The sequence below is a fragment of the Gallintestinimicrobium sp. genome (genome assembly GCF_046968865.1).
GTDB lineage: Bacteria > Bacillota > Clostridia > Lachnospirales > Lachnospiraceae > Gallintestinimicrobium > Gallintestinimicrobium propionicum.
This window is the reverse complement of sequence record NZ_JBKVPW010000001.1, coordinates 172927-199760: the sequence shown is the minus strand read 5'-3', so window position 1 is coordinate 199760 and position 26834 is coordinate 172927. Positions and strand designations below refer to the sequence as shown.

18 protein-coding genes are annotated in these 26834 nt (G+C 49.0%); 17 read left to right on the top strand and 1 reads right to left on the bottom strand.

The features are described from left to right. Positions 1–50 precede the first annotated feature (50 nt). Positions 51–2246 (bottom strand): family 78 glycoside hydrolase catalytic domain, encoded by a 2196-nt coding sequence (locus tag ACLTOQ_RS00825; RefSeq protein WP_412318419.1) that lies wholly within the window; start codon positions 2244–2246, stop codon positions 51–53. Between the two features lie 198 nt (positions 2247–2444). On the opposite strand from ACLTOQ_RS00825, the gene ACLTOQ_RS00820 reads away from it, so the two are divergent. From ACLTOQ_RS00820 to ACLTOQ_RS00740, 17 genes are all read left to right on the top strand, one after another. After that, positions 2445–3230 carry an AraC family transcriptional regulator gene (locus ACLTOQ_RS00820; protein ID WP_337426453.1) on the top strand — a complete coding sequence of 262 codons (786 nt, stop codon included), beginning with the start codon at positions 2445–2447 and terminating at the stop codon, positions 3228–3230. Positions 3231–3288: 58 nt separating this feature from the next. Beyond that, positions 3289–4740, top strand: coding sequence for a glycosyltransferase family 2 protein (locus ACLTOQ_RS00815; protein WP_262585383.1), 1452 nt, complete (start codon positions 3289–3291; stop codon positions 4738–4740). A 64-nt stretch (positions 4741–4804) separates the two neighbouring features. Continuing rightward, the gene (locus ACLTOQ_RS00810; RefSeq protein WP_412318417.1) at positions 4805–6190 is read left to right on the top strand and encodes an RsmF rRNA methyltransferase first C-terminal domain-containing protein; all 1386 of its coding nucleotides are present in this window, start codon (positions 4805–4807) and stop codon (positions 6188–6190) included. Between the two features lie 85 nt (positions 6191–6275). Further along, positions 6276–9047, top strand: coding sequence for a glycoside hydrolase family 3 protein (locus ACLTOQ_RS00805; protein ID WP_412318416.1), 2772 nt, complete (start codon positions 6276–6278; stop codon positions 9045–9047). Between the two features lie 39 nt (positions 9048–9086). Further along, a complete protein-coding gene (locus ACLTOQ_RS00800; protein ID WP_337597693.1) occupies positions 9087–10160 on the top strand; it encodes a tetratricopeptide repeat protein in 1074 nt (357 codons plus the stop codon). A 63-nt stretch (positions 10161–10223) separates the two neighbouring features. Then, positions 10224–11291, top strand: a complete 1068-nt coding sequence (locus tag ACLTOQ_RS00795) for an SGNH/GDSL hydrolase family protein (protein WP_337597695.1) — start codon at positions 10224–10226, stop codon at positions 11289–11291. After that, positions 11288–12301 carry an acyltransferase family protein gene (locus ACLTOQ_RS00790; protein ID WP_262585379.1) on the top strand — a complete coding sequence of 338 codons (1014 nt, stop codon included), beginning with the start codon at positions 11288–11290 and terminating at the stop codon, positions 12299–12301. The genes ACLTOQ_RS00795 and ACLTOQ_RS00790 overlap by 4 nt, the downstream gene beginning before the upstream one ends. A gap of 60 nt (positions 12302–12361) precedes the next feature. Further along, positions 12362–13291, top strand: coding sequence for an orotidine-5'-phosphate decarboxylase (gene pyrF, locus ACLTOQ_RS00785; RefSeq protein WP_118762770.1), 930 nt, complete (start codon positions 12362–12364; stop codon positions 13289–13291). Between the two features lie 659 nt (positions 13292–13950). After that, complete coding sequence (locus tag ACLTOQ_RS00780; protein ID WP_412318415.1) at positions 13951–15984, top strand: diguanylate cyclase; 2034 nt, start codon at positions 13951–13953, stop codon at positions 15982–15984. A 26-nt stretch (positions 15985–16010) separates the two neighbouring features. After that, positions 16011–16364 carry an Hpt domain-containing protein gene (locus tag ACLTOQ_RS00775; protein WP_021915905.1) on the top strand — a complete coding sequence of 118 codons (354 nt, stop codon included), beginning with the start codon at positions 16011–16013 and terminating at the stop codon, positions 16362–16364. 224 nt (positions 16365–16588) lie between these two features. Beyond that, complete coding sequence (locus tag ACLTOQ_RS00770) at positions 16589–17719, top strand: glycosyltransferase family 4 protein (protein WP_412318413.1); 1131 nt, start codon at positions 16589–16591, stop codon at positions 17717–17719. Beyond that, positions 17719–19638, top strand: coding sequence for a glycosyltransferase (locus tag ACLTOQ_RS00765; protein WP_262585375.1), 1920 nt, complete (start codon positions 17719–17721; stop codon positions 19636–19638). Before ACLTOQ_RS00770 ends, ACLTOQ_RS00765 begins: the two co-directional genes overlap by 1 nt. Positions 19639–19668: 30 nt before the next feature. Further along, positions 19669–20988 carry a hypothetical protein gene (locus tag ACLTOQ_RS00760; RefSeq protein ID WP_262585374.1) on the top strand — a complete coding sequence of 440 codons (1320 nt, stop codon included), beginning with the start codon at positions 19669–19671 and terminating at the stop codon, positions 20986–20988. Then, positions 20975–22795 (top strand): GGDEF domain-containing protein, encoded by a 1821-nt coding sequence (locus tag ACLTOQ_RS00755; protein WP_262585373.1) that lies wholly within the window; start codon positions 20975–20977, stop codon positions 22793–22795. The genes ACLTOQ_RS00760 and ACLTOQ_RS00755 overlap by 14 nt, the downstream gene beginning before the upstream one ends. 23 nt (positions 22796–22818) lie before the next feature. Further along, complete coding sequence (locus ACLTOQ_RS00750; RefSeq protein WP_262585372.1) at positions 22819–24363, top strand: lipopolysaccharide biosynthesis protein; 1545 nt, start codon at positions 22819–22821, stop codon at positions 24361–24363. Between the two features lie 22 nt (positions 24364–24385). Beyond that, positions 24386–25768, top strand: a complete 1383-nt coding sequence (locus tag ACLTOQ_RS00745) for an O-antigen ligase family protein (protein ID WP_337426461.1) — start codon at positions 24386–24388, stop codon at positions 25766–25768. Positions 25769–25786: 18 nt separating this feature from the next. Continuing rightward, positions 25787–26803, top strand: coding sequence for a glycosyltransferase family 2 protein (locus ACLTOQ_RS00740; protein ID WP_337597699.1), 1017 nt, complete (start codon positions 25787–25789; stop codon positions 26801–26803). Positions 26804–26834 lie beyond the last annotated feature (31 nt).

Below are 26834 nucleotides of genomic sequence, written 5' to 3'. Positions count from 1 at the left end.
CCAGCCCGGGGCATTTTTTCCACGCAGCTGCAGACTGCGAGTTTCACTGTTTATTCTACCGCACTGAAGAAGATCCACGTTCCGGGAGCAACTTCATGTTTCTGCCCGGCAATTGTGATGACTGCATCAACCGGCGTTTCAATTTCGTATCTCCATTGATCGCCCTGCAGTTTCCAGTCGGAACGGATCAGACCATGGCGGGAGCGATAGGAGCAGGAAAGCCAGCCGAGGCGTTTGTCGGGAAGCGGAGAGACAGAAATCTTTTCATAGGCGGGATAGCCGTCAAGCGGACGGATTCCGGCGGCGTTTCCATATACCCAGTCAGCGACTGCGCCGTAAGCGTAATGATTATAGGAATTCATGTCGCGGGTCCAGAAATCGCCGTTTTCCATAATACCGTCCCAGTGCTCCCAGATAGTCGTTGCGCCTTTTGTGATCGGATAAAGCCAGGAAGGATAGTTTTCCCGCAGCAAAAGTGACCAGGCGAGGGAGACATAGCCGTAGTCCGAAAGTACATGGAGCAGGTAAGGCGTTCCGACAAAGCCGGTTTTTAACTGCACACCGGCGTCTGTAACGAGCTTTGCAAGCTGATCTGCTGCAGCCTGGCAGTCTTTTGCCAGGTGGAAATGGGCGGCGAGGATGCATTCGGTCTGCGTGTGGTAAACCGGCCAGGTTTCCTGGAAAGCGGAAACGATATTTTTATAGAGCGTCTCATATTCCGAAACATCTTCGCCAAGCACGTTACCGGCTTTCATGACCAGCTCCGTGGAATGCGCATAAAAAGCAGAAGCGATTAAGTCTTCGTCAGAAGAACCTTTGTAGCTGCCGGACGGTGCATCCAGACCGAGCCAGTCGCCGTAGTGTTCTCCTCCGGTCCAGAGGTTTTTGGTCGTGGTGGAGGAGGTGATATAGCCCACCCATTTTTTCATACTGTTAAACTGGCTGCGCAGAATGTTTACATCGCCGAATGCCAGATAAAGTTCCCACGGGCAGACACAGGCTGCGTCGCCCCAGGCTGCGCTGCTCTTTTGATTTTCGAGTATGGCAGGAATGACGTGGTCTACATGACCGTCCGGATACTGGTCTGCGGCAAGATCCGAAAGCCATTTGCGGTAAAATGCTTCCGTATCGAAATTGTAGCAGGCGGTACGGATAAATACCTGCGCATCGCCTGTCCAGCCGAGACGTTCATCGCGCTGCGGGCAGTCGGTCGGGACATCGACAAAGTTGCCTTTCTGTCCCCAGATGATATTGTCGAACAGCTTATTTAACAGCGGATTTGAACTGGAAAGAAAACCGGTGCGTTGCAGGTCGGAGCAGACGACAACTGCGGTAAAAATGTCCGGACGTACTGCATCCGCTCCGCCGGGAAAGTGATCGACACGGATATAGCGGAAGCCAAAGAAGGTCAGCTTCGGATGCCAGGTCTGGAATCCTTCTTTACAGAAATATAAAAATTTCGCTTTGGCAGCGCGATAGTTTTCTGTATAAAAGTTTCCGTGTTTGTCAAGAACTTCCGCATGGGAAAGCTCAACACAGTCGCCTGCGTGGGCGTCTAAAGAAACTTCGACATAACCGGTAATTTCCTGACCGAAATCGATGACAGTTTCCCCGGCGGGCGTAGCGAAGATCCGCGCAGGCATGATACGCTCCTGTTCGGTAATTTTTTCGCCCTGTTGGGCAATCAGCGTATCGGACGGACCGTCAAATTCCTCGATTGCAATTGGAGCAGAGGACGGATCAAATGCCGCGTCGTAGGTCTCGCCATCATAAATTTCACTGAAACGGACATTGCTTTCATATGCCGACCAGTCTGCTCCGGTCGGGAGAAGCTGCGTGTTGCCGTCTGTATAGGTAATCGTCAAAAGTGCGATCAGTCCGGCTGAAATCTGTGCTTTTTGCTGACGGTGCGCTTCATCGGGCCAGGCAAGCGGACTGCGGTACCAACCTTTTCCGACGAGGATGGAAAGTTCGTTTTCCGAAGAAAGGAGCTCGGTAACATCATAGGTCTGCACCTGCAGGCGGTGGCGATAGGATGTCCAGCCGGGAGCAAGGACGAAATCGCCGATGCGTTTTCCATTTAAAGATGCTTCATAAACTCCCATTGCTGTAACAGAAAGTGTTGCGTGCGCAACAGAAGATAACGACTGATTGGGAGAAGAAAAAAGAGAAAACTGTTTGGAATAGACCGGGCAGACGTCCCCTGTTGTCTGTGCCGGACGAATCCATTTTGCGTTTGGAATCATAAACATACCCTCCTTGTTTTGGTTCGTATTGACTTTTATGATAACAGATAGTAGCCTAAAGAAAAGCACCTGATTTTGACTGAAAATGGGGGTGAACTTGTCTTTATGTTCCGAGGGGAGATTACAGAATTCCAGTTCTATCAGAACAGGAAAGCGGAAAAACTCATTATGATGCCGTTTTGTCAGGAGGATCTTGAAATGCACGGCCATAATTTTTTTGAGCTGGCATATATCACGGGTGGGACAGCGGAGCATACGCTGGAAAACGAAGGGAAAACCATTTCTGCAGGCGATTATTTTTTTGTGGATTACGGCTGTCTCCATGGATTTCAGAACTGTAAAAATCTGACGCTGATCAACTGTCTGTTTCTGCCGGAGACGGTGGATGAAACACTGCAGGGCTGCCGGAGTTTTTCCCAGCTGTTGCAGGGCTGTCTGTTAAAATATTACCGGATGTCACTTGGGCAGGCGAAGTTTGCCAGAGTGTTTCACGACCGGGATGGACAGGTAGGGCAGCTGATGCAGGAAATGCTTCTGGAATATCAGGAGCAAAAAGTCGGATGTTATCCGCTGCTTCGGTTCAAGCTTCTGGAAATCCTGCTTCTGACGCTGCGCGGGCTGATCGAACCGGAAAACGAGCGCCCCTACAGTACGTCTGTGCAGGAGGTGCTGGAATATGTAAACGGGAACTATCAGGACAGCCTGACGCTGGGAACATTCTGTGAGCAGAAGCATTACAGCGTTGCCTATATCAGCAGGCGGTTTAAACAGGAAACCGGGGTGACGCTGCGCGAATATGTCCAGAATGTCCGCATCGAAAAAAGTTGCGAACTGTTGGAAGACAGTGATCTGAGGGTGGTGGAGATCGCCCGCAGAGTCGGCTATGAAGACATAAAATTTTTTAATCAGATTTTTAAGCGGCGGATGCAGATATCCCCGCGGGAATACCGGAAAATCTGCATGAACCGTGCAGCAGACGGATAAAAGATATGGAGCAGAAATATCTGAAAACAGAGGAAACCAATTCAAAACAGGAGGAAGTATGGAACCGAAGGTAAGCATTATTGTTCCTGTATACAATGCACAGGAATATTTGAAACGCTGTGTGGACAGCATTTTAAGTCAGGATTACCGCGACTTTGAGCTGCTTTTGATGGATGACGGCAGTAAGGATGCATCCGGCGAAATCTGCGATGCATATGCACAGCAGGATGGCCGGGTACGTGTGGTCCATAAAGAAAATACCGGCGTGTCGGATACGAGAAATCAGGCACTGGAGCTGGCGCGGGGAACGTTTCTTCAGTTTTTGGACAGCGACGACTGGATCGTGCCGGAGGCGACAAGGCTTCTGGTGCGTTCGATGGAGGAATATAACTGCGACATGGTCATTTCCGACTTTTACCGGGTTTCCGGGGAAAGGCTGGCGCAGAAGGGCGACATCGAAGAGGACAAGGTGATGAGCCGTCAGGAGTTTGCTTCCTATATGATTGAAAATCCGGCGGATTTTTATTACGGCGTACTCTGGAACAAAATGTACCGCAGGAGCATCATCGAAGAATATCATATCCGGATGGATACCTCCATCAGCTGGTGTGAGGACTTTTTGTTTAATCTGGAATATATCCGCCATGCGGAGAGCTTTTTTGCCCTGCAGGTGCCGATTTATTATTATCTGAAGCGCCGCGGCAGCCTGGTCAGCCAGGGAGCGAGCATCACGAATACGGTGCGGATGAAGAGTAACATTTTCGAGTATTATAACGAGTTTTATAAAGACGTTTACGAGGATAAGGATTATGCCGATATCCGGCTGCAGGTCTACAGCTTTTTATGGGCTGCGGCAAAGGACGGCGGCGTGCTTCCGGGAAGCAAGAAGCTTGGGGAAGAGCGCAGGCGGATTACCCGGGAAGAAGTGGAAGGAAACGGCGCAGTGATCGGGCAGTACCGGTTCCGCAGGCTGTATGAATATGAGCTGGATCTGGCGGCGCAGAAAAATATGCTGACGTTGGATGAGGCGCTTTTGCTGTGTGCCCTCGCCCAGTGCAGCGCCTGCTACAGCGCACGCAGGCTCGGGGAAATCGCCGGAGTCGGACAGCCGAGGCTGTTTCTTGCGATGCAGAAGCTGGAACGCAAAAAGCTGATCGCGCCGGAAAAGCCGGTTAAGGAAAAGAGTGCAAAGGAAAAGCCCGCCGACAGGATAGAAAGCACAGCGGAGAAAAAAGAGCGCACGGCGGACAAAAAGGAAAAAAGCAGCGAAAAGAAAGAAAAGAACCGCTTGCTCCTGACAGAGGAAGGCAGGAAGCTTTCCGGAGAGCTGCTGCGCGTGGAAAAAGACCTCTACAGCGTCTGCATGGAAGGTATTTCGGACGAGGAACAGAAGCGGATGGAAAAGCTGATGGGCAAAATTCAGGAAAACATGATTCGATTCATGGTGAAAGAAGTGCCGGAGGACGAACCGGGTTTGGAGACAGAGGAAGCGGGTGAACGGAAACAATAATCTTGCGCAGTTTACGCGCCTGGTTTATGATAAGGATAAATCATGAATTAAAGTGAGGAATATTATGAATCTGCCGTCCGCGTTTTTGACGCGCATGCAGGAAATGCTGGGAGAGGAATATGAAGCATTTCTGCAAAGCTATGAATCCGGTCATTATCAGTCGCTGCGGCTCAACCCGCGCAAAACGGACCGGGAGGAATTTATGGAAAAATCGCCGTTTCATCTGACGCCGGTTGCATGGGAGAAAAACGGTTTTTATTACAGCGAAGAGGATACACCGGGCAAGCACCCGTATCACGAGGCTGGTGTTTATTATATTCAGGAAGCGAGCGCGATGGCGCCTGTCGGATATCTGGACGTACAGCCGGGGGATTATGTGCTGGATCTGTGCGCTGCCCCCGGCGGGAAAAGCACCCAGATCGGTGATGCGATGCAGGGAAAAGGTATTTTAGTCTGCAATGAGATCCATCCGGCGCGGGCAAAAATTCTTTCGGAAAATGTGGAGCGGATGGGACTGACCAATGCAGTTGTGACGAACGAAAGCCCGGAGCGACTGTCCGCTTATTTCCCGGAATATTTCGATAAAATTTTGGTGGACGCTCCCTGCTCCGGTGAGGGGATGTTCCGAAAGCACGAGGAAGCCTGCAGCGAATGGAGTCCCGAAAACGTGGAGCTGTGTGCAAAGCGGCAGGACAGCGTACTGGACGAAGCTGCCGCAATGCTGAAAAAAGGCGGCAGGCTGGTATATTCGACCTGTACGTTTGCGCTGCAGGAGGATGAAGGCAGTGTTGCACGATTCCTTTTGCGGCATCCGGAATTTTCCATAAAAGAGACGCACCGTTATGACGGTATGGAGCCGGGCAGACCGGACTGGGCGGGAACCGAGCCCGTCCCGGACGGAATGGAAAAGACCATTCGTCTCTGGCCCCATAAGCTGCATGGAGAAGGACATTTTCTGGCGGTGCTTGAAAAAACAGGGGAAGTGCCGGAGGGATACCGGGCGCGCAGCCTGTATGGAATCCAGAAAGGAATTGCGCCCAAGGATTTTGCTGCATGGAAAGAATTTGAACGAGAAAGCCTGAAGAAGCAGTTTGATGGAATCTTTTTATTGTTCGGTGACCAGCTTTATCTTGCACCAAAGGACATGCCGGCTTTAAAAGGCTTAAAAGTGCTGCGTCCGGGACTGCATCTTGGCACGATGAAAAAAGGGCGGTTTGAACCGGCACATGCGCTGGCACTTTCGCTTTCGCCCAAAGATGCAGTGCATTGCTGCAACCTTTCCGGTGACAGCCAGGAGGCAAGGCAGTGGATCAACGGCATGACGCTTTCCAAAGACGGGGAAAAGGGCTGGCAGCTGGTCTGCGTAGATGGATACAGCCTCGGCTGGGGAAAGCTGGCAGGCGGGATTTTAAAAAATCATTATCCCAAAGGACTGCGCAAAACAATGTGACAGATGTGCTGTCTGTGCAACCCGCCGCAGGCGGAGCAGGACTCTGTTTTACATATGCAGGAACCAAAAAAAGGAGGAAAACATTATGAGATTTACACTGGATTACGATCAGTACGCTGCCCTGGCAAGACAGACGGCAGCAGAGGGATGTGTTCTTTTAAAAAATGAGAAGGAGGCACTTCCGATCCGAAAAGGAGAGACAGTTTCCGTGTTTGGACGGATTGCCTTTACCTATTATAAGAGCGGAACCGGATCGGGCGGTATGGTAAATGCTCCCTATGTGACAAATATCCTGGATAGCTTAAAGGAATGCAAGGATATTTCTGTCAACGAAGAGCTGGAAGCGGTTTATCAGGACTGGATCCGGGAAAATCCCTTTGATATGGGAGAAGGCTGGGCGCAGGAGCCCTGGAGCCAGAAGGAAATGCCGGTCAGCGAGGCGCTTGCACAGAAAGCGGCAGCATCCTCTGACCTTGCTGTTGTTGTGCTGGGCAGAACAGCAGGCGAGGACATGGACAACAGCGCAGAGCCGGGAAGCTATCTGCTGACAGCAGAGGAGGAGGCGCTGATCAAAACCGTCTGTAGCGCATTCAAACGGACTGCCGTTGTGTTAAACGTCGGCAATATCATTGATATGAAATGGGTGGACCGCTACCAGCCCCAGGCAGTTTTGTATGTATGGCAGGGCGGTCAGGAGGGCGGACACGCGGCGGCAGATATCCTGACCGGCGCAGTGAATCCGTGTGGTAAGCTGAGCGATACGATCGCAGCAGATATTTCGGATTATCCGTCTACGGATAATTTTGGAGATGCTGTATGCAATGTGTATGCAGAGGATATTTACGTTGGCTACCGTTATTTTGAAACCTTTGCAAAGGAAAAAGTAAGCTATCCCTTTGGCTTTGGTCTGTCTTATACGGATTTTTCCGTGGAGGTTCTGAATACAAGAACGGACGGTACGAAAGCAGAACTTACCGTTTTGGTTAAAAACATCGGAAAGACTGCCGGAAAAGAAGTTGTGCAGGTGTATGTCTGCCCGCCTCAGGGAAAGCTTGGCAAGCCTGTCCGGAATCTAAACAGCTTTTACAAGACGCAGCTGCTTACGCCAGGAGAGGGGGAGGAGGTAAATCTCGTCGTTTCCCTGGAAAAGAGTGCATCCTATGATGACAGCGGCGTAACCGGGGAGAAATCCTGTTGGGTGCTGGAAGCGGGCGCTTATGGCATCTATGTCGGAACGGATGTCCGCAGCGCGAAAAAGGTTTGCGAGGTGCAGTTAGACGAGCTGTGCGTCATTTCCAGACTGGAAGAGGCGCTTGCACCGGTACAGCCATATGAGCGTCTGGTTCCGGTCGAAACGGGCAAAAAGGGCACAGACGGAGAGCCGGTTCTGGAAATCGGAAAACAGGCAGCGCCTCTGCGGAGCGTCGATTTGGCAGAAAGAATCCGGACAGAACGTCCGGAGGCAGAGGCCTGCATCGGCGATCAGGGCTGGAAGTTAGCGGATGTTTGTGATAAAAAGGTGACGCTGGAACAGTTTTTATCCCAGTTATCGGACGAAGATCTGGCATGCCTGGTCCGGGGAGAGGGCATGTGCTCTCCGAAGGCAACACCTGGCATTGCATCTGCATTCGGCGGTGTGACGGATTCCTTAAAGGCATTTGGAATCCCGGTTGCGGGCTGCTCGGATGGACCCTCCGGAATCCGTATGGACTGCGGAACCATCGCCTTTTCCCTGCCAAACGGCACACTGCTTGCCTGCACCTTTAATCCGGAGCTGGTGGAACAGCTTTATGAGATGGAAGGAATGGAGCTGCGCAAGAATCAGATTGATACGCTGCTGGGGCCTGGCATGAACATTCATCGCAATCCGTTAAACGGCAGAAACTTTGAATATTTTTCGGAAGACCCCTGTGTGGCAGGTACGATGGCTGCAGCTCAGTTAAAGGGCATGGGAAAATATGGTGTGACCGGAACGATTAAACACTTTGCGGGAAATAACCAGGAATTTAAGCGGCACGATGCAAACGGCGTTGTTTCCGAACGTGCGCTGCGCGAGATCTATTTAAAGGGCTTTGAAATCGCAGTAAAAGAAGGACATGCCTACAGCATTATGTCTACCTACGGACCGATCAACGGAATCTGGACAGCAGGCAACTACGACCTGCTGACGACGATTTTGCGGAAAGACTGGGGCTACCAGGGCGTGGTAATGACTGACTGGTGGGCGAAGATGAACGAGGAAGGCGAGGAAGGCTCCCAGAGCAATACGATTCCGATGGTGCGCGCTCAGAACGACGTTTACATGGTTGTTTCGGATTCTGCTTCGAACTCTGCAAATGACAACACGATGGAGGGCCTGGCAGATGGACGGCTCACAAGAGGACAGCTGGTTAGAAATGCAAAGAATATCTGTCATTTTCTGATGCGTTCTCCGGTGATGAACCGGTTCTGTGATCGGGAATTTGATGTATGTGAAGAAATTAACAATCCGGCAAAGGATGCGATGGCAGGAAATGTGATCGCAAGTCAGAAAGTAGAAAAAGAGACAAAGCTCGATCTGACAAAGCTGAGCACCCAGAAGGGCGTGCGCGCCGGGTATCTGCTGGACGTCTCCAAAGCAGGCAGCTATCAGATGATTTTTAAAATGCATTCCGGAGAAAATCCGTTTGCGCAGCTGCCGGTTTCCATTTTTGTCAACGGCGTCCTGCAGCAGACGACGACCTTTAACGGAACCGACAACAAGATCATAGAGCGTGCGGTAACGATAAGCTTCCCGGAAAGCGGGGAAAACCAGCTGACGCTGTTCTTTGGCGAGAGCGGGGTTCGCATGGATGAAATCCTTCTGGTGCAGGAATAAAACGGCATACAGGGGCTTTGCGTACGGACTGGAGGAAACGTGAAGAAAGAGAAACAAAAAGACAGAGAGGATAGACAGATCTGCATTGTGTTCGCGACGGCGCTTCTGGCGTGCGCGCTCCTTACCGGCTGCGGTGCTGCGAAGGAGGACAATCTTTCGCAGGGAATTGCGCTGGTGGAGCAGATGGACTATGAGGGCGCGCTGACCTGCTTCGAGGCGGCAGCTCTGAATAAAGAGGATCTGCGTCAGGTTTACAGAGGGCAGGGGCTGGCTTACATGGGCATGACAGATTATGAGAATGCAGCGGCGAGCTTTGAAAAGGCGCTGGGGCAGAGCAGCCCGCGTCCGGATGCGATGGATTATGACATCAACTATTATCTGGCGACTGCCTATTATCGGAACGGACAGGTCGACAAGGCGATCAATGTTTATCAGGCAATCACGGATCTGAAGCCCGGGGAAAAGACCGCCTGGTACTTAAAAGGAACCATGGAGCTGGAGCAGGGCAGTATGGACGCTGCGAAAGCCGATTTTGACAAGGCGGTTGAGGCTGCGCCGAACGATTACGACATCCGGATTGATATTTTCTGCAGCTGCAGTAAATACGGACAGGACGATCTTGGAAAATCCTATCTGGAAAATGTTCTGGACGGCGACAGGAAGCGGATTTCGGATTTCGATCTCGGCAGAATCAGCTACTACCTGGGCGATTATGAGCAGGCCCGTACCTCTTTGGAAAAGGCGCAGGAAAACGGCGGTGCGGAAGCAGCGTCCCTGCTCGGTCAGACCTATGAGGCGCTCGGTGACTACAATTATGCGGCGAGTGTCTATAACACCTACCTGCAGAACAAAACGCCGGACGCGTCTTTGTACAATCAGCTCGGGCTTTGCAAATTAAAGGGCGGCGATTATGAAGCGGCGCTTGCAGCGTTCCAGGCAGGGCTGGAAGTAGAGGGCAATACGGCGACGCAGTCGCTGATGTTCAACGAACTGGTAGCGTATGAATACCTTGGGCAGTACGATAAAGCGAAGCTTGCGATGGATCAGTACCTTGCTTTGTATCCGGACGATGAAAAGGCACAGCGGGAAGCGGTATTTCTGCAGACGCGGTAGCCCTACACACGGACAGGACAGTATAGTCGCATGGCTGCTTAGAAAGAAATGTAGGGAATGACTATGGAGAAACGTGTAAAAATCAGAAAAACGGTTTTTGGCGGCGCGATCGCCCGTATCTGCTGTCTGGCGTTGTGTCTTTGTCTCGGATTGTCGATATCGATGACGGCACAGGCAGCATCCGGGAAAAAAGTGACGCCGGTTACGATGGCAGCAGTCGTCGGGGAAGAAAAAACGGTGACGCAGCAGGCGGATAAAACCTCTGCAGCACTTGGTATTTTACCGGTCGGCACGACGGTCAACGTATGCGGGCAGACCGGCAGCGGGAAAAGTGGCATGTACCAGATTGTCTATGGAAATGCGATCGGCTATATCACACAGACAGCCTGCCAGCCGGTCTGCGTGGATGTAGCGATGACGGCAGCGCTTGCTGCACAGGCGGAAGCGGTGAAACAGCAGGTGGCACAGGCCCAAGCAGCAGCGGCGGCACTGGCAGCGCAGCAGGCGGCACTGGCGCAGCAGGCAGCAATGCAGCAGGCAGCAGTACAGCAGGCAACAGTACAGCAGGCGGCACTGGCTCAGGCGCAGGCTGCGCAGAAAACCCCCATTCCGGCGGGCAGCGGCAACGTCATCTTCGTCGGGGACTCCCGCACGGGACAGATGGCGAATGCAGTCGGTGGAACGGCAGCATGGCCTGGTACGGCCTTTGTGGCATGCTTTGGAGGTGGCGTGGACTGGCTTTCCACCGCCCAGGCGAAAAAGGACGTCGACCAGTATATGACGCCCGGCTCAGTGATTATTCTCAATTACGGCGTCAATGATTTGTCACGACACAACGATTATATTACGACGATTAACCGATATGCACAGGATTGGATTTCGAAAGGTGCGACGGTGTACTTCGCCTCGGTCGGTCCGGTCGGGGAAAACGAATACGGAAAACGCAACTGGGCGGTAGAATATTTTAACAACCAGTTAAACAACCGGCTGGATGCCAGAATCGGACGACTGAATCTGTATGTGTTTCTGGCGGGCAGCGGATATACCACGCAGGCAGACGGACTGCATTATGATGGTGCAACCTACGCAGCAATGTTCCGGTTTTTGATGCAGAGCATTGGAAGAATATGAAACAAAAATACGAACACATTCAGCTTCTGAGGGCGCTTGCCTGTATCGGAGTGTTTATCACCCACCTTGCACCGAGGCTGGGAGCGACGGGAAAAGCCGCGTGGCTTGCCAATCAGGGAGCGGCGGGCGTGTATCTATTTTTTGTCCTCAGCGGCTATCTCGCCTGCTGTGACAAAAAGCTCCCGACGGCTGGAAAAAAAGAGCTGCTGACCTATTATAAAAAACGTCTGGTGCGGATTCTTCCGCTGTATTATGGGGTGATCCTTTATAACATCCTGCTGCACGGGCTGATTTTAAAGGATATTCCGGCAGACCCGCAGGGCCTGTACTGGCTTCGGTATTTTTTCCTGACAAACAGCGTGATCCCTGCACCGAATGATTTCTGGGGAAACCTGAGCGCAACCTGGACGATCAGCCTGTTTATGGCGTTTTATCTGCTTGTGCCGGTCTTTGTGCGCCTGATCCGCGGCTGTACGAGCGCGTTTTTCTGCTATGTACTGGCATTGATTCTGCGGTATTTGTGGGTAAAAACCGGATACGGTGATTACATGATGATTTTTTATTACCTGCATTATTTTCTGCTCGGTATGTTGGTCTGGGAGATCCATCAGGCGGGAAGGCGTATCGGCGCGCAGTTGCTTGTCTATATCGGCATGCTTGCGGCAGCAGGTGCGGGTTTGGCCCTTGGCAGGGCGCAGACGGATTCGTTTATTTGGTGGTCGTGGTGCTTTGGCATGTTACTGCTTGCAGGCAGCGGCTTTCGGTTCTGCAGGAAAGGAATCGGAGGTCGGATTTCGGATGCTGTGCTGTGGACGGATCGGTATTCGTATGAGATTTATCTGGTGCATGCTGTAATTTTAGAAGGGCTCGGCATGGTGCGGGTACAGATCGGACTGCCGAACGCAGCGTTTCTGATTCTGGCGCTGCTTCTGACCGGCGCAGGTGCGGTATTTTCCAAAAAACTGATCGAAGACCCCGTCGCCGGACTTGTTGCCCGAAGCAGAATGTGATACCATAGCAGAAGCTTGGAAAACTGACGCAAGCCAGGAAAACAAAAAGGAGAAAAAGATATGATTGACCAGTTAATTGCAAATATCAAAAAGACAAATGCTCCAATCGTTGTCGGACTGGACCCGATGATGAAATTTATTCCGGAGCAGATTCAGAAAGCTGCTTTTGCGGAATACGGCGAGACGTTAAAGGGCGCTGCAGAAGCGATCTGGCAGTACAATAAGGGCATCGTGGATGCAGTAGCGGATCTGATTCCGGCAGTAAAGCCGCAGATCGCCATGTATGAGCAGTTCGGCGTAGCAGGTCTGATCGCATTTCAGAAGACCGTCGCATACTGCAAAGAGAAAGGTCTGGTTGTCATCGGCGATGTAAAACGCGGCGATATCGGTTCCACTTCTGAGGCTTATGCGGTTGCCCATCTCGGAAAAGTAGTAGTGGGAGAAAAGAGCTATGCACCCTTTGACGAGGATTTTGCAACGGTGAATCCGTATCTGGGTTCCGACGGCATCAATCCGTTCATAAAGGTCTGCAAAGAAGAAAATAAGGGCATTTTTGTGCTGGTAAAAACTTCCAACCCCAGCAGTGGTGAGTTCCAGGATCGTCTGGTGGACGGCAGACCGTTGTATGAAATCGTCGGTGAAAAGGTTGCCGAATGGGGCAGCGAGTGCATGGGCAGCGAATATAGCAATGTTGGTGCGGTTGTTGGCGCAACCTATCCTGAAATGGGCAAGGCGCTGCGCAAGGTGATGCCGAAGTCCTACATCCTCGTGCCCGGCTACGGCGCACAGGGCGGCAAGGGCGCTGATCTGGTGCACTTTTTCAATGAAGACGGACTTGGCGCGATTGTCAACTCTTCCCGCGGCATCATTGCAGCATATCAGCAGGAAAAATATGCACAGTTTGGTGCGGCTAACTATGCGGACGCATCCAGACAGGCGGTTATCGATATGAGAGAAGATATCGCACAGGCGCTGCAGGGACGCAAATAAATGTGAACGTCAATCAGAATATAGAAAAAAATCGGGTGGAAGCTGTCAGGTATCTGGCGCTTCCGCCTTTTTTGTGTCATAGGAAACTTCGTCCTATGACACAAAAACGCTCCGCGAGGATGCGCACTCGGCGCAGGGGTAGATGGTTGCTGAAGCAACCGCGCCTCGGCGCGAGAATGTGCCAAGGCACATTCTTTTTCATGTAGGAAACTTCGTCCTATGACACAAAAACGCTCCGCGAGAACCATAAGCGGTGGAGAGGAAGGCGGTCGCTTACGCAACCCTCTACAGACGTAAAAATCTTGCGGAGCAGATCGCCAGGCGGCTACGTTTATTGTGAGAATAGAGCACGCGGGGATGGACAAGTCGAAAAAAACGCAATATAATAAATGAAATGCAGTAACTGTGAGGGTATGGAACAGTTACGAAATGTAATAGATTGATGTCGGGGTCAAAAGCCCCCGACCTTGATGCCTACGGATTGTTCCGTGCTGCGCACTCCCACAATCCTGCCCGATAGTCGCATATCGTGGGATTATCATCCCACTTTTATGCTCCTATCGGGGCGGGCCATGAGGTCTTTCACCCACCTATGAGCAAGCTCATGTGGGCTTAGACCTTGTGACCCTGGCATCATAGATCGCAGCGAGGAAAAAAGAATGGATCAGAAAGTCAGCATAACAAAAGAACAGGTTCAGGAAGAAATGAAATGTTTCCGCAGGCTTTTTCCGATCGTGAGGCTCCTGGACGGGGAAAAGCTGTTGCGAAGAAACGATGGCATGGAAGCAGAACCGTTGGAGACCGATGCACCGGAAGTCTGCCATTGTTATGATCTGTGGAAACACTCGGCTCCCTGTAAGTATTGCATTGCACTGGAGGCAGTCAGAAGCAGAAAAGAAAAGTGCAAGCTGGAGATTATGGAGAATGACATCTATCAGGTGATCGCAAGATATCTGGAAATAGATGGAAAGCCTTGCGTAATGGAGCTGGTGCACCGTCTGGATGAGGATGCGCTGACGGATCTGGAGGAAAAGCAATATCTGATTGATCAGCTGGCAGGCTATAACGAGAAGCTCTATCGAGACGTGCTGACAGGTGTACTCAACCGCCGTTATTACGAAGAAAAAATCAAAAATATGCGGGGCCCTGTGGGCATTGCCATGATGGATCTGGATAATTTTAAATATTATAACGATTCCTACGGACACAATGTGGGGGATCTTGCACTCAATAGCGCTGTGAAAGTGATCTTATCCCATATCCGAAAAACAGATGTTCTGATCCGCTACGGTGGGGACGAATTTTTGCTGATACTGCCCGGGATCCGGAAGGACGCCTTTGACAAAAAACTCAACCAGATCCAAAAACAGCTTCATCAGACCACTTTGGACGGCTATCCGGGTATCTCCCTTTCTGTGAGCATCGGAGGAGTAACGACGGTGGAAGAGACTGTGGGGACCGCTTTGGAGCGTGCGGATCGGCTGATGTATCAGGCAAAGAAGCATAGAAATCAGGTTGTGACAGAAAGCAGTACGGAGGGAATCCGTCAGGAGGTCGGAGAAAGGCTGGAACGCGACTCCGGCAGAGAGCTTGTCCTCATTGTGGATGATGCCAAGATCAACCGGGAGATTCTCTTCGAAATGCTGAAGGATAGGTTTGACATTATAGAAGCATCCAGCGGCGAGGAGTGTCTGGAGCTGCTGCATCAATACGGGACAGAAATATCTATCGTTTTACTGGATTTCATCATGTCGGGAATGGACGGACTCGGTGTTTTGAAGGTGATGAATAAAGAACATCTCATCGAAGATATTCCGGTCATCATGATTTCCAGCGAAGACTCGGAGCTACATATCCGTCAGGCATACGAAATGGGCGTATCAGACTATATCAGCAGACCCTTTGATACAAATGTTGTTCGCCAACGTGTATATAATACCATCAAGCTGTATGCAAAGCAGCGCAAGCTGATCGACCTGGTTGCAGGCCAGATGCAGGAAAAAGAGAAAAACAACCAAATTATGGTCAATATCCTGAGTCATATCGTAGAATGCCGAAACGGAGAGAGCGGACAGCATGTCCGGAATATCGGAATACTGACGAAGATTCTTTTGAAAAAGCTGATGCAGAAAACGGATCGATACCAGATGACATGGGGAGACTTAAACCGGATCGCACTGGCGTCGGCACTTCATGATATCGGCAAAATCGGCATTGAGGAAGCCATCTTAAATAAGCCCGAAAAGCTGACGCAGGAAGAATATGAAAAAATGAAAAAGCATACCGTGATCGGGTGGTCGATGCTGCAAAATCTGAAACAGTATCAGGAGGAACCGCTGGTACGTATTGCAGAACAAATCTGTCGCTGGCATCACGAGCGCTATGACGGAAAAGGTTATCCGGACGGCTTAAAGGGGGACGAGATCCCGATTTCAGCACAGGTGGTTTCCCTTGCAGATGTATATGATGCATTGACCAACGAGCGTGTATACAAAAAGGCGATTCCACATGAAAAGGCGATTGAAATGATCGTCACAGGAGAGTGCGGACAGTTCAATCCGTTGCTGATAGAATGTCTGCTGGAGATAAAAGAAGATATCCCGATTCAGCTGATGAATGCTGAGCACAGAAATAGCTGGACACCTCTGGGGGGGGGTAACACCCTCGTGGCGGGTTTGAAGACAGAAGGATAGAGGATAAGTGAAAAGGAGAGGAAAAGATGACAGTCAGAGAATGCTATGAAAAAATCGGATCTGATTTTGACAAAGTGCTGGGACGTATGGGCAGCGAAGCGCTGGTAAAACGGTTTGCAGTTAAATTTCTGGAAGACAAGAGCTTTGAGGAGCTGACGGAATCCCTGAAAGAAAAGGACGGAGAGGACGCATTCCGCGCCGCACACACCTTAAAGGGTATCTGCGCCAATCTTGGGCTGGACAGATTATACGAAGCAGACTGCGAGCTGACCGAAAAGCTGCGCGGACGTCAGACCGAGGGCAGCGAGGAGTTATATCAGAAGGTGGCAGAAGCGTACGAAGCCACAGTAACCGTGCTAAAGGAGCTGGAAAATTTCTGAAAATCTTTACAGATAGTGAAGATTGATCTAAACTGATAGGGAAAAATCTAAAAGAGCGGGGAACAGAGGAAGAAATATGCGTCTCAGGGGAAAAGGCGCAGCAGAATCAGACGATACACTGCAGTTGGGCAATGCATGTTAAGATTCTGTTAAGAAAGAGTGAGAACGATATCACAAAGGAGACATTCTTCTTCAGAAAAATACAAATGAAAGGGAAGACACAGATGAAAATAGCGATGATAGGACATAAAGATTTCCCTTCTCGTTCCGGAGGCGTAGAGGTGGTAGTTTATGAGCTTTCGACCAGACTTGCTGCCAGAGGACATGAGGTAACCGTGTACAACAGAGGCAGGCAAAAGGGGCATAATACTTATCGGGAACAGAACGTCAGGGTCAAGCGGATTTTTACATTTAAAAAGCAGATTTTGAATGCGATGGTCTATTCTTTTCTGGCGACATTTGATACAATATTCCATGATTTTGATGTCATTCATTATCATGCGATCGGACCCTCCGTTCCATTGTTTCTTGCAAAGCTGTTTGGCAAGCATACGGTATGCACGGTGCATGGACTGAACTGGAGAAGTGATAAGTGGGGTGGTTTCGCTTCCTTCTATCTCCGTCTGGGAGAAAAAGTTGCCGCCCGTTTTGCTGATGAAGTAATCGTTCTTTCCGAAGAGGAGAAACAATATTTTCTGCAGAAGTATAATCGGGACTCTATTCTGATCCATAATGCAGTGGAACGGATCACACCGGTTTCCTGTAATGTCATCCGGGAAAAATATGGCCTGGAAAAAGACAGCTATATTCTGTATGTCGGACGGATTTCTCCGGAAAAGGGTCCGCAGGATTTGCTGGAGGCGTATCAGAAGCTCCGGCTGCAGGAACGCCTGGTATTGGCTGGCCCGATCCCGGAAACGGGATTTGGAAAAGAAATGCTCCACAAAATCGATGCAGACCCGAGGGTGATCCGTACCGGCCTGGTGCAGGGACAAGAGCTCGCTGAGCTGTTTTCCAACTGCAGGCTATTTGTCCTTCCGAGTCATACCGAGGGACTTTCCCTTGCTCTTCTGGAGGCAATGTCCTGTGGCGGAAGATGTTTGGTCAGTGATATTCCGGCAAATACGGTGATTACCAAACAATACGGGGCAGAGTTTGAGGCAGAGAATATTGATTCGCTGGCGGCTGCGCTTTCGAAAGAATTGACAACTCCAAAGGACGAAGTACTGCTAAAGCAGGAAATAGAATATGTCAAAGAAAATTTTGATTATGATGCAGTGATCGAATGGCATGAAGATGTTTACAAATGTGCTCTGAACAGAAAAAATGAGAAGCGTTGGGAGCAAAATTGCTGATGAAGAAACAAGATGTGCAAATTTCAATAATTGTACCAATTTATAAGGTGGAAAAGTATCTTGTCCGGTGTGTAGAGTCACTGATTGCGCAGGATTTTTTGTCGTTGGAAATTATTCTTATAGATGACGGCAGCCCTGACCGGTGCGGAGAAATTTGTGACAATTATGCAAAAAAAGATGCACGGATTATCGCTTACCATAAACCGAACGGCGGCTTGTCGGATGCGCGCAACTACGGACTGGAGCGGGCGCATGGGGAATATGTCTTATTTGTAGACAGCGATGACTATCTGGAGCCCCAGGCCTGTGCCAACCTATGGAAGGAAGCAAGGGCAGGCTTTGCAGATATAATTATCTCCAAAATGGCACTGGAGAAGCCCTCTGAAGGGATGGCACGGTTTGAAAAGGTGGCGGAGGATCGTTTTCAGTATCATCGTATCTATAGCGGCCCGGCATATCTGATGGGATGTCTGGAGGGTGGTGCACTTCGGGTAGAGGTTATCCGAACCATGTTTCGGCGAGATTTTCTTGTTAGAAATGACCTGTATTTTGAGTACGGTATTTTACATGAAGATGAAGAATTTACACCGAGAGCATTGTTAAAAGCGGAACGGGTTGTGTTGACAGATTATGTCTATTATCATTATGATAATTCCAGAAGTGATTCTATTATGAATTCCACGGCCTTAAACGCAAAAAAAATTGCAGACAGGGTGAAGATCTACGATGGACTGAGGAAGCTTTATAAAACAGTAAAGCCCCGGAAGCTGCGCAGGCTTCTGGAAGATGATCTGTCCTGGAAATATATTGATTGCTATTGTGCCAGTGAACCAAAAAGCAGAAAAAAGCTTGGTGTAAAGAGACTTGTCGTTTTAAAATGTGCCTATAAAGCCAGACGCAGAGCAAAGGCTCTTGTCTTTGCACTTGCGCCGAATCACTATGCAAACCGGATGCGGGAACAGGCGCTGGTACGCAAGGTACATCAGAGAAGAAGCAGCAGTAAAGCTTTGCCCATAGAGAGAGAACCTGCAAAAAACATAAAACATACGGAAAAGAAAGCTGGAAAAAGCAGATTAAAAAAAAGAATGAAGTTTCTGGCGAAGTTTCTGTTTTTGATCCTGCTTTTGGCAGGCGGACTTGCCAAAAATATTTACGATAACCGGACGAATTATACGGCGGAATTTTATCAGGTCAGCTCCCGAAAGCTGACACATAGTATTCGGGTAGTTTTTCTGACAGATGTGCATTTGCGGGAATACGGAATGGATAACGGCGATCTTGTAGAGGATATAGAAAATCTTTCACCGGACCTGATTCTGCTTGGCGGAGACCTTGTAAATGATACTGTGGATTCTTATGACAATATGATCTCCCTCTGCAGCCAGCTGACAGAGATCGCACCGGTATGCGGTGTGCTGGGCAACCATGAGGACGTGAAGATTTATCATCAGGGAGATGAGGAACTGGTAAAACGCTTCGAAGATGCAGGCGTGAAAATCCTGCGGAACGAGGAAACGTCCTATTCCCTGTATGACAATACGGTCAGTGTGATCGGTATAGAAGGAAAACCGGAAGATTTTGCAAGCTATGGAGCGAAAGAGTGTATGGAGGCGCAGGAAGCAGAGGATCAATATGATCTGCGCATCTGTATTGCGCATGTGCCTACTTATTTCCCGGAGAAGCTGGAAAATTACAGCTTTGACCTTGGACTTGCAGGACATACCCACGGCGGAATTGTCCGTTTGCCGAAGCTGGGCGCTCTTTATTCTGCGGAAGAGGGACTGTTCCCGGAGTATGGAGGAGGTGTCTATACCCTTGACAACAAGGCGACGCTGATTGTCAGCCGTGGACTGGGAGATTCCGACAAATGGCCGAGGATCAATAATGTTCCGGAGCTTTCAGTGATCGATATTAACTAAACCTTCCAATGCCGTAAGTAGGATAGTGCAATGAAAGAAATTAAAGGAAAAGTGAAAAGAGCAGTTCAGATACTGTGGGAAAACAAATATCGGATGACATATTATATGCTGATCTTGTGCATTTTGTTTGGATGCATTCATTATGCGGAAAGCGGCATTTGGTCCAGCGCGAATATTTCATTTAATTATTCAGAGGCATCCCTGGGCTTAAGCCCGAATAAAACCCGTTTTAACGCCTATGAAATCGTTTCAGAGGAGGTTATGCAGCGTGCCATCGAAAAAGTTGGTTTGCAGGGAAGCATTTCCGCATCGGAGCTTGCCAGCCATGTCTTCATCACTCCGGAAGGAACGGGACATGTGGGCGGAAGTGACGATTACATCAGCACATCCTATAATATCAATCTCAATGCAGACGGATTGGAACTGAAAAATCGGACAACCATCAGTCTGCTGAAAAGTATCTGTGAAGCATACCGTGAGTTTTTTCAGAAAAACTACTGCGATAATCAGGACATGTTAAAGGAAAAACTCGAAGTTACAACAGATTGTGAGCCCTACCTGCGTCTGAATGAGCTGGAGCTGCGGGCAGAATGTATCATGCAGTATTTAAATGCGCGTCTGAGCGAAAACAAGAGCTATGTCGATACCGAAAATCCGGATTCGTCTACCAATAACTTCACGACGCTGAGCAAGCAGATCAACAATATTGTGGATTATGATATTCCGAATGTGAAGGCCTACGTGATCGAAGGAGGGATTGCAAAGGATGCTTCCCTGCTGATCAGCATTCTGGAGTACAAAAACAAAATCGACGATATTGCCGCACAGAAGGAAATGGCATATTATGATGCCAACAAAAACGGAATTTCCGTATATGAAAAGTCCATGACATCCGTTGTCATGATCCCGACGACAGATGAGATGGAAGAATATTACATGTCCCGGACAAAGACTGCAATGGACAATATGGCGCGTTCTGCGGACAGCTCGCTGCAGGCAGCGACGGATTATCAGTCGGAAATCGTGGATACCAGTTATGTAGTGGAGAAGATGCAGACGGTTACCGATGATGCAGGGCGTCTGAAGGAAGCACAGGATATGATCAACAAGCTGGAAAGCGGAATCAATGAGATTTCGGATCAGCTGTTTATATTGGATAAGGCATATATCAGATACAAGTCACAGAACTATGTCTCTTTTACTTATAATAATGCGTCCTTTACTCAACGAATTAACGTAAAAAAGACAGGAATGAAAGCTGCAGCAGTTCTGGCGTTTATGGTGGGCTTGAATTCTCTGAGGAAAGTCAGGAAGAACAGAAAGGGCATAAAGAAAAGTGAAAAAGTTTGAGATTTTGCGATATCTGAAACGTTTTAGTATGCTGATTTTTTTGCTGACGATGGCAGGGGCGGCAATGATTTACCTGTATGCGCAGGGAAAGCAGCAATATACAGCATCTGTTGTTTTGAAGTACACAAATGACGGCATAAAGGACGGCTATGCCCCGGACGGTTCTGATCTGGATGTGAATGAAATCTATTCCTCTACCGTAATTGCACAGGCGATGGATTCTCTTGGAGCATCCGGAAGACTGACGACAGTACGATCGAACTGCAGCGTTACACCGATTATTTCAGAGGAACAGGAGAAGATCAACGATGCACTGATCGAAAAGGGAGAAGAAGTCACCTATTTTCCGGATACTTATAAGGTGAGTCTGGTGGTGGATGGAAAGCTGGGCGGCAGCTATGCACGCAATATGCTGGATGCGATCATGCAGAGCTACTGTACCTATTATACGGAAAAATATGTGGAGCAGAAGCTGTCCCTGAATCCGTCCAGGAATCTTCTGGATAACGGTTATGATTATTATGAATGTGTCCGTATCCTCGAAAACGATACCAACGATATGCATGATTTTCTGCTGGCAAAGCGGGAAAGCTACCCGAACTTCAGATCCTCCCAGACAGGCTATACGTACAAAGATCTCTGTGCGATTTATTCTGAACTGAAAAAATATGAGATTCCGAAGCTGTATGCATATGTTCTGGATGGACCGCAGATACGGGATGGTAAGATCCTGCAGGAATTTATTGCAAACAGCATTGCAGATTCCCAGAACAGTGAAGAGGTTGGAGCACAGCAGCGCAGTGAGATCGAAAGGCTGATCGCTTCCTATGTGGAAAAGAATGCCGGAATTCTGGAGAGCTATTTTACAGAGGGCGGAGACAATGTCTCCTCTAATTATATTCTGGGAACCATCGAGGATGCAGGAGCCGGTGCAAAGGCGATCACAACCTACGATAACCTGATCCTTGAGCTGGTCGGAATTGATAAGACCATTGCGGCAGACAAGATCGATCGTCAGTTTCAGGAAGAGACCCTGACGGCATTTCAGAACGTGACCTTTGGTGGAACAGAGGAAGAGCATGCAAAGATGGAGCAGATGATCACTGATTATGAGAACGAGCTCCAGGAATATTATGAAATCGTCAATACCAGCAGTAAGGAGTTGAATCTGTATATCAGTGCGGATTATCTGAAAATGGTCAGCTCTGTCCGCGTAGCACCTTCGATCAATATCAAGCTCTATATTATGCTCGCGCTGGTATTGTTTTTCGTGATCGGCTGTTGCGGAGCAGTCCTTTTGGGACGACTGTCGGATATCGTGGACTATCTGTTGTATGTCGACAAGAAGACAGGGCTGCCGAACCGGGAAAAGTTAAATATTTATATTGGAGAAATGGCGGGAAAGGTTCTGCCGGAAGCTTTCACCTGCTTTACTTTGAGTCTGGATAATCTGTCCGAACTGACAAAGCGGTTCGGATATACCGTAGGCGATGGCGTGTTAAAGGATTTCGCCGGACTGGTACAGCTGATGGGAGATACGGAAGGCATGAGAGGATATAATGGAATTGGCCGCTTTGTTGTATTTTTTGAAGAGTGCAGCAGCAAAAAGGCAGCAGCCATGATCCGGATCCTGGACAATCAGGTAGAGGAATATAACAGCTTAAATCCGGAATATCCGATCCGCTATACGGCGACGTGGGCAACGACAGAAGAAACAGATACTTATGAAATCCGAGAGCTGCTGCGCCTTTCACAGAAAAAATGGAAGCAGATGGAGAAAGCAAAAGAGCAGTCTTCCTGTAATTGAGGAGGAGAGCTGAAAGGAAAACAATGACGGAAATCGAATCCACAACAAGCAGTGAAAAGAATAGACGGGTGATCCGGAATATTGTAACAGCGATTGGATATCAGGTTGTCATTGCAGTATTTGGACTGGTACTTCCCAGATTGTATCTGGTTAATTTTGGCTCAGAGGTAAATGGTCTCAACAGCACCATAAAAAATATTTTTGCATATCTGTCCCTTCTGGAGGCGGGGGTTGGACTCTCGGCACAATATTCCCTGTATGGACCTGTAGCAAAGGGCGATACCGGGAGCATCAATGGGATTTTGTCTGCAACACGCAGGTTTTACCTGAAGACGAGCGTGGCATATACTGCGATTACAGTTGGATTTGCGCTGTTATATCCGCTGATTATAAAAACGGAGCTGGATTATTTTACGGTCTGCTGCATCATCCTGCTGTATGGCGTGCCGGGAATTGTGCTGTTTTCACTGCGTGGAAAGTACAATGCATTTCTTGAGGTAGAGGGAAAGAAATATGTTGTGACTTCCCTGGCCATGGTTACGATGGTTCTCTCAAACCTGTTAAAGCTGATTTTTCTGATGCTTTCTGACAATCTGCTTTTGATCCAGGCCACCTACTGTGTACCTTCGATCCTTCAGGTTGTTTTTATCATCTTTTATGTGCGGAAGCATTATCGGTGGATTGACTGGAAGGCAGAGCCGGATCACAGTGCGCTGGCCCAGAAAAACTCCGTTCTGATCCATCAAATTTCTTCCTGTTTATTTTCCAATACAGATACGGTTATTATTTCTTTTATGTGTGGAATGAATTATGCCAGCGTATATGCGGTATTTTCGCTGTTTTTTGCAAATTTCCAACAGCTGATTACGGCATTTTCCAATGGAGTGACGTTTCGATTCGGACAGCTTTATCACAGTGATCGGAAACAGTTTGAGAAAGCCTTTGAATGGTACGAATCCTTGTATTACATGTTTGTATTCTGGGCGTATACGGTGATCACGGCATTCCTGATGCCCATTATCCGTCTGTATACCAGCGGAATAGCGGATGCAGCGATCTATGACAGCAAGAAGATGCTGCTTTTGTTTGCGGCATGGTCGATCCTGTCCTGTGTGGAAATGCCGTTGATTCAGCTGCAATCCATCGCCGGAAAATTTGATGACACGAAAGGACAGGCTGTCTGGGAAATGGTCATCAATATCTTGGTCTCACTGATCTTAACCTGGCGGATCGGAATTGCAGGCTGTCTGGTAGGAACCCTGGCTGCACTTTCTTATCGGATCATAGCGCTTTTTCGGTACATGTTTGGCAATGTTCGACAGGGAAGTGCAAAACACAGCATCAAAAAGGTTGCAGTCAATGGGATGACAGCAGTAGTTATATTGTCTGTGCTCGGGCTGGACGGCTGCAGGGCAGTCAATTATTTTTATGTTGCGGGAATTGCAGTGTTAAATTCCCTGTGGATTGCGGCACTCTATCTCCTGGTGAATGTTTTAACAAATTTAGAGGAATATAAAGGCCTATGGAAAGAATGGAACAGGTGGCTGAAAATGCGATCCATGAGGTGACAGACTGATAAGGAGTTTGCGGTTGCGTACTTTATCTGAAATTATTGTAAAAAAAGACTACACAGTGAAACAAAAGGCGCGCCCCTTTTTGGATCAGAACAATCCGGTTATCCAGAAGGGGCTGCGGTTCTTTTTTGTTTTTCTGCTGACAGCTGCAGGTCTTGGAGATTGGAAAACCCTCAACAATATGATTGGCGGTCTGCCAAAGGCGATCGCAGTAGGGGTCCTTTGTATAACAGTGGCATATGCGATCATTTTTCCGGATCTGAAACGCTTAAAGCGGATGAAAGGACCTGCGCTGTTTTACATGTCCCTGGTCGCAGCGCTGCTTTTGTGGTCCATGGTGATCTGGATTTTGAATTTTATGAATTTGTCCTCCATGATCCGGGGCTGTTCCAAGGTGATCTTCCAGAGCATTGCAATTTTGACGGCGCTTTCCGGTGCGTATTTGTTTGGTGCAGAAGCAGTGGATCTGTTTGCGGTCAGCATGTGTCTGGCAAACGGGGCGATCATGGTATTGGAGATTCCATCCTTTGGTATTGCAGCGAGCGTACAGTCTCTGATTACCTGTCTGGTGACCTTCGGCGAAGCAGAAGGCTACGCAAGAAATCTGGAGATTCATGATATTACCTTTGTTTTTGGACAGCTGCTGCTCTATTATGTGGCGTTTGCTCCAAAGGAAACACCCGGGGAAAGAAAAAAACGCTGGCGGATGATCTTGCTGTGTGCCTTTTTCTTTCTGGTCGGAATGAAGCGAATCGCTATTCCGGCAGCCCTTCTTTTTATTGTGTATTCCCTGTTTTTGAAACATAAAAAGTTCTTAAAGCCCTTTCTGATCCTACAGGGCTTTTTATGGGTCGCGTTCTTTTTTGTGTATATTTATGGAGTTCGAACGGGAGGAGTCTCCAGGATCCTGAATCTCGTTGGGATCGACATGATGGGGCGGGATTATTTATGGCAGCTTGCAGGGGAGCATTATGATTTCTCCTTCGGCTATATGGGACATGGCTTTGAATATGTGGATTCCATTGTCGCAAGCTGGTACAGCTCCGGTCTGATTAACCATCCCTATCCATTTCACAATGATATTTTGAAGGTGTTCGTGGAAATGGGTTTCCCGGGCTTTATATTGTGGTCCGGCATCCAGTATGTGATAGGTCCGATTTTCTGGACGAAGTATGCGGATAACAACACGGCGCTTTTGTACATGGCGGATCTTGGATATATGACGATCACTTATCTGACGGATAATACGGCATTTTATTTCTGGAGCACGATGGCGCTTCGGATTATTGTGCTTTCTTATGCTGAAAAACGGCATCAGCCGCCCAAGAAGGAGATCTGGAAGCCCAAAAGCAGGGCGGAAATGCAGGAACAGATCCGAAGCATGATGCAGGAGGGATAAAGAGGAGGAGAAAACCAAATGAAGACACCAGGGATTTCCTTTGTGATTCCGGTTTACAATATGGAGCGTTATCTGCCTCGGGTCATCCAATGTCTGAAAGCGCAGACAATGCCCGGGTTCGAAGCGATTTTCGTCAATGACGGTTCCAGGGACAACAGCCTTGCGATCTGTAAGAGCGCTGCGTCAGAGGATCCGCGGTTTCGGATCATCGATCAGCCCAACAAAGGTGTGGCAAAGGCGCGGAATGCAGCGCTGGATGCGGCGCGGGGCAAATATGTCTGTTTTCTGGATCCGGACGACTGGGTGGAGTCTGACATGGCGCAGGTGTTATATGAGGCTGCAAAAAAGGAAAACGCAGATATCGTGATGTTTGGAATTTACAATGATTATTGCGATAAGAACGGCAACTGTGTGAAGACGTTGATCGATGGTCCGGCGCTTTGCGGCGTATATCGGGGGAAACCGTTTCAGGAGTATTTTGACGCGCTGGCATCCTCCTATCTGGTCATCACCAAAATGCTGCGCAGGGCTTGTATTGAGGCAGCCCATCTGAGATTCCCGGAGCGGACACTCGGGGAGGATGGTCTGTTTTATGTAGCGTTTATGCGGCAGAATCCGTCCTGTCTGGTAGCGATCCAAAAGCCATTGTATCATTACACGGTTGCGCGCAGCGCGTCACTTTCCAACTCCTGGCATCCGGAGCGGCTGCAGGACAATTTTTATTTAAGCGATGCGGTCTGGAGCGTGGTAGAGGACTGGGGATTGCAGGATAGCGAAATGCATCGGAAGAAAGCCTGTTACTGTACTGTGCGGGATTTGCAGCTCGGCATTAAAAATGTCTGCAGCGGTCCTTTATCTGCCAAAGAGCGGACAGCTTGGCTGCAAAAAACGGTGAAGCTGCCGCGGGTGGAAAACGCAATAAAAAATACTGCAGTAAAGAGCTTTCACAGCAGAAATGACCGGATTAAGCTGCTTTTATTAAAGCTTCATCAGTATAGGACGGTTATTTGGCTTTCCAGTCAGAGACACCGTTGACAGGCAAACCGGAAAAGGGATGAGAGGGAAC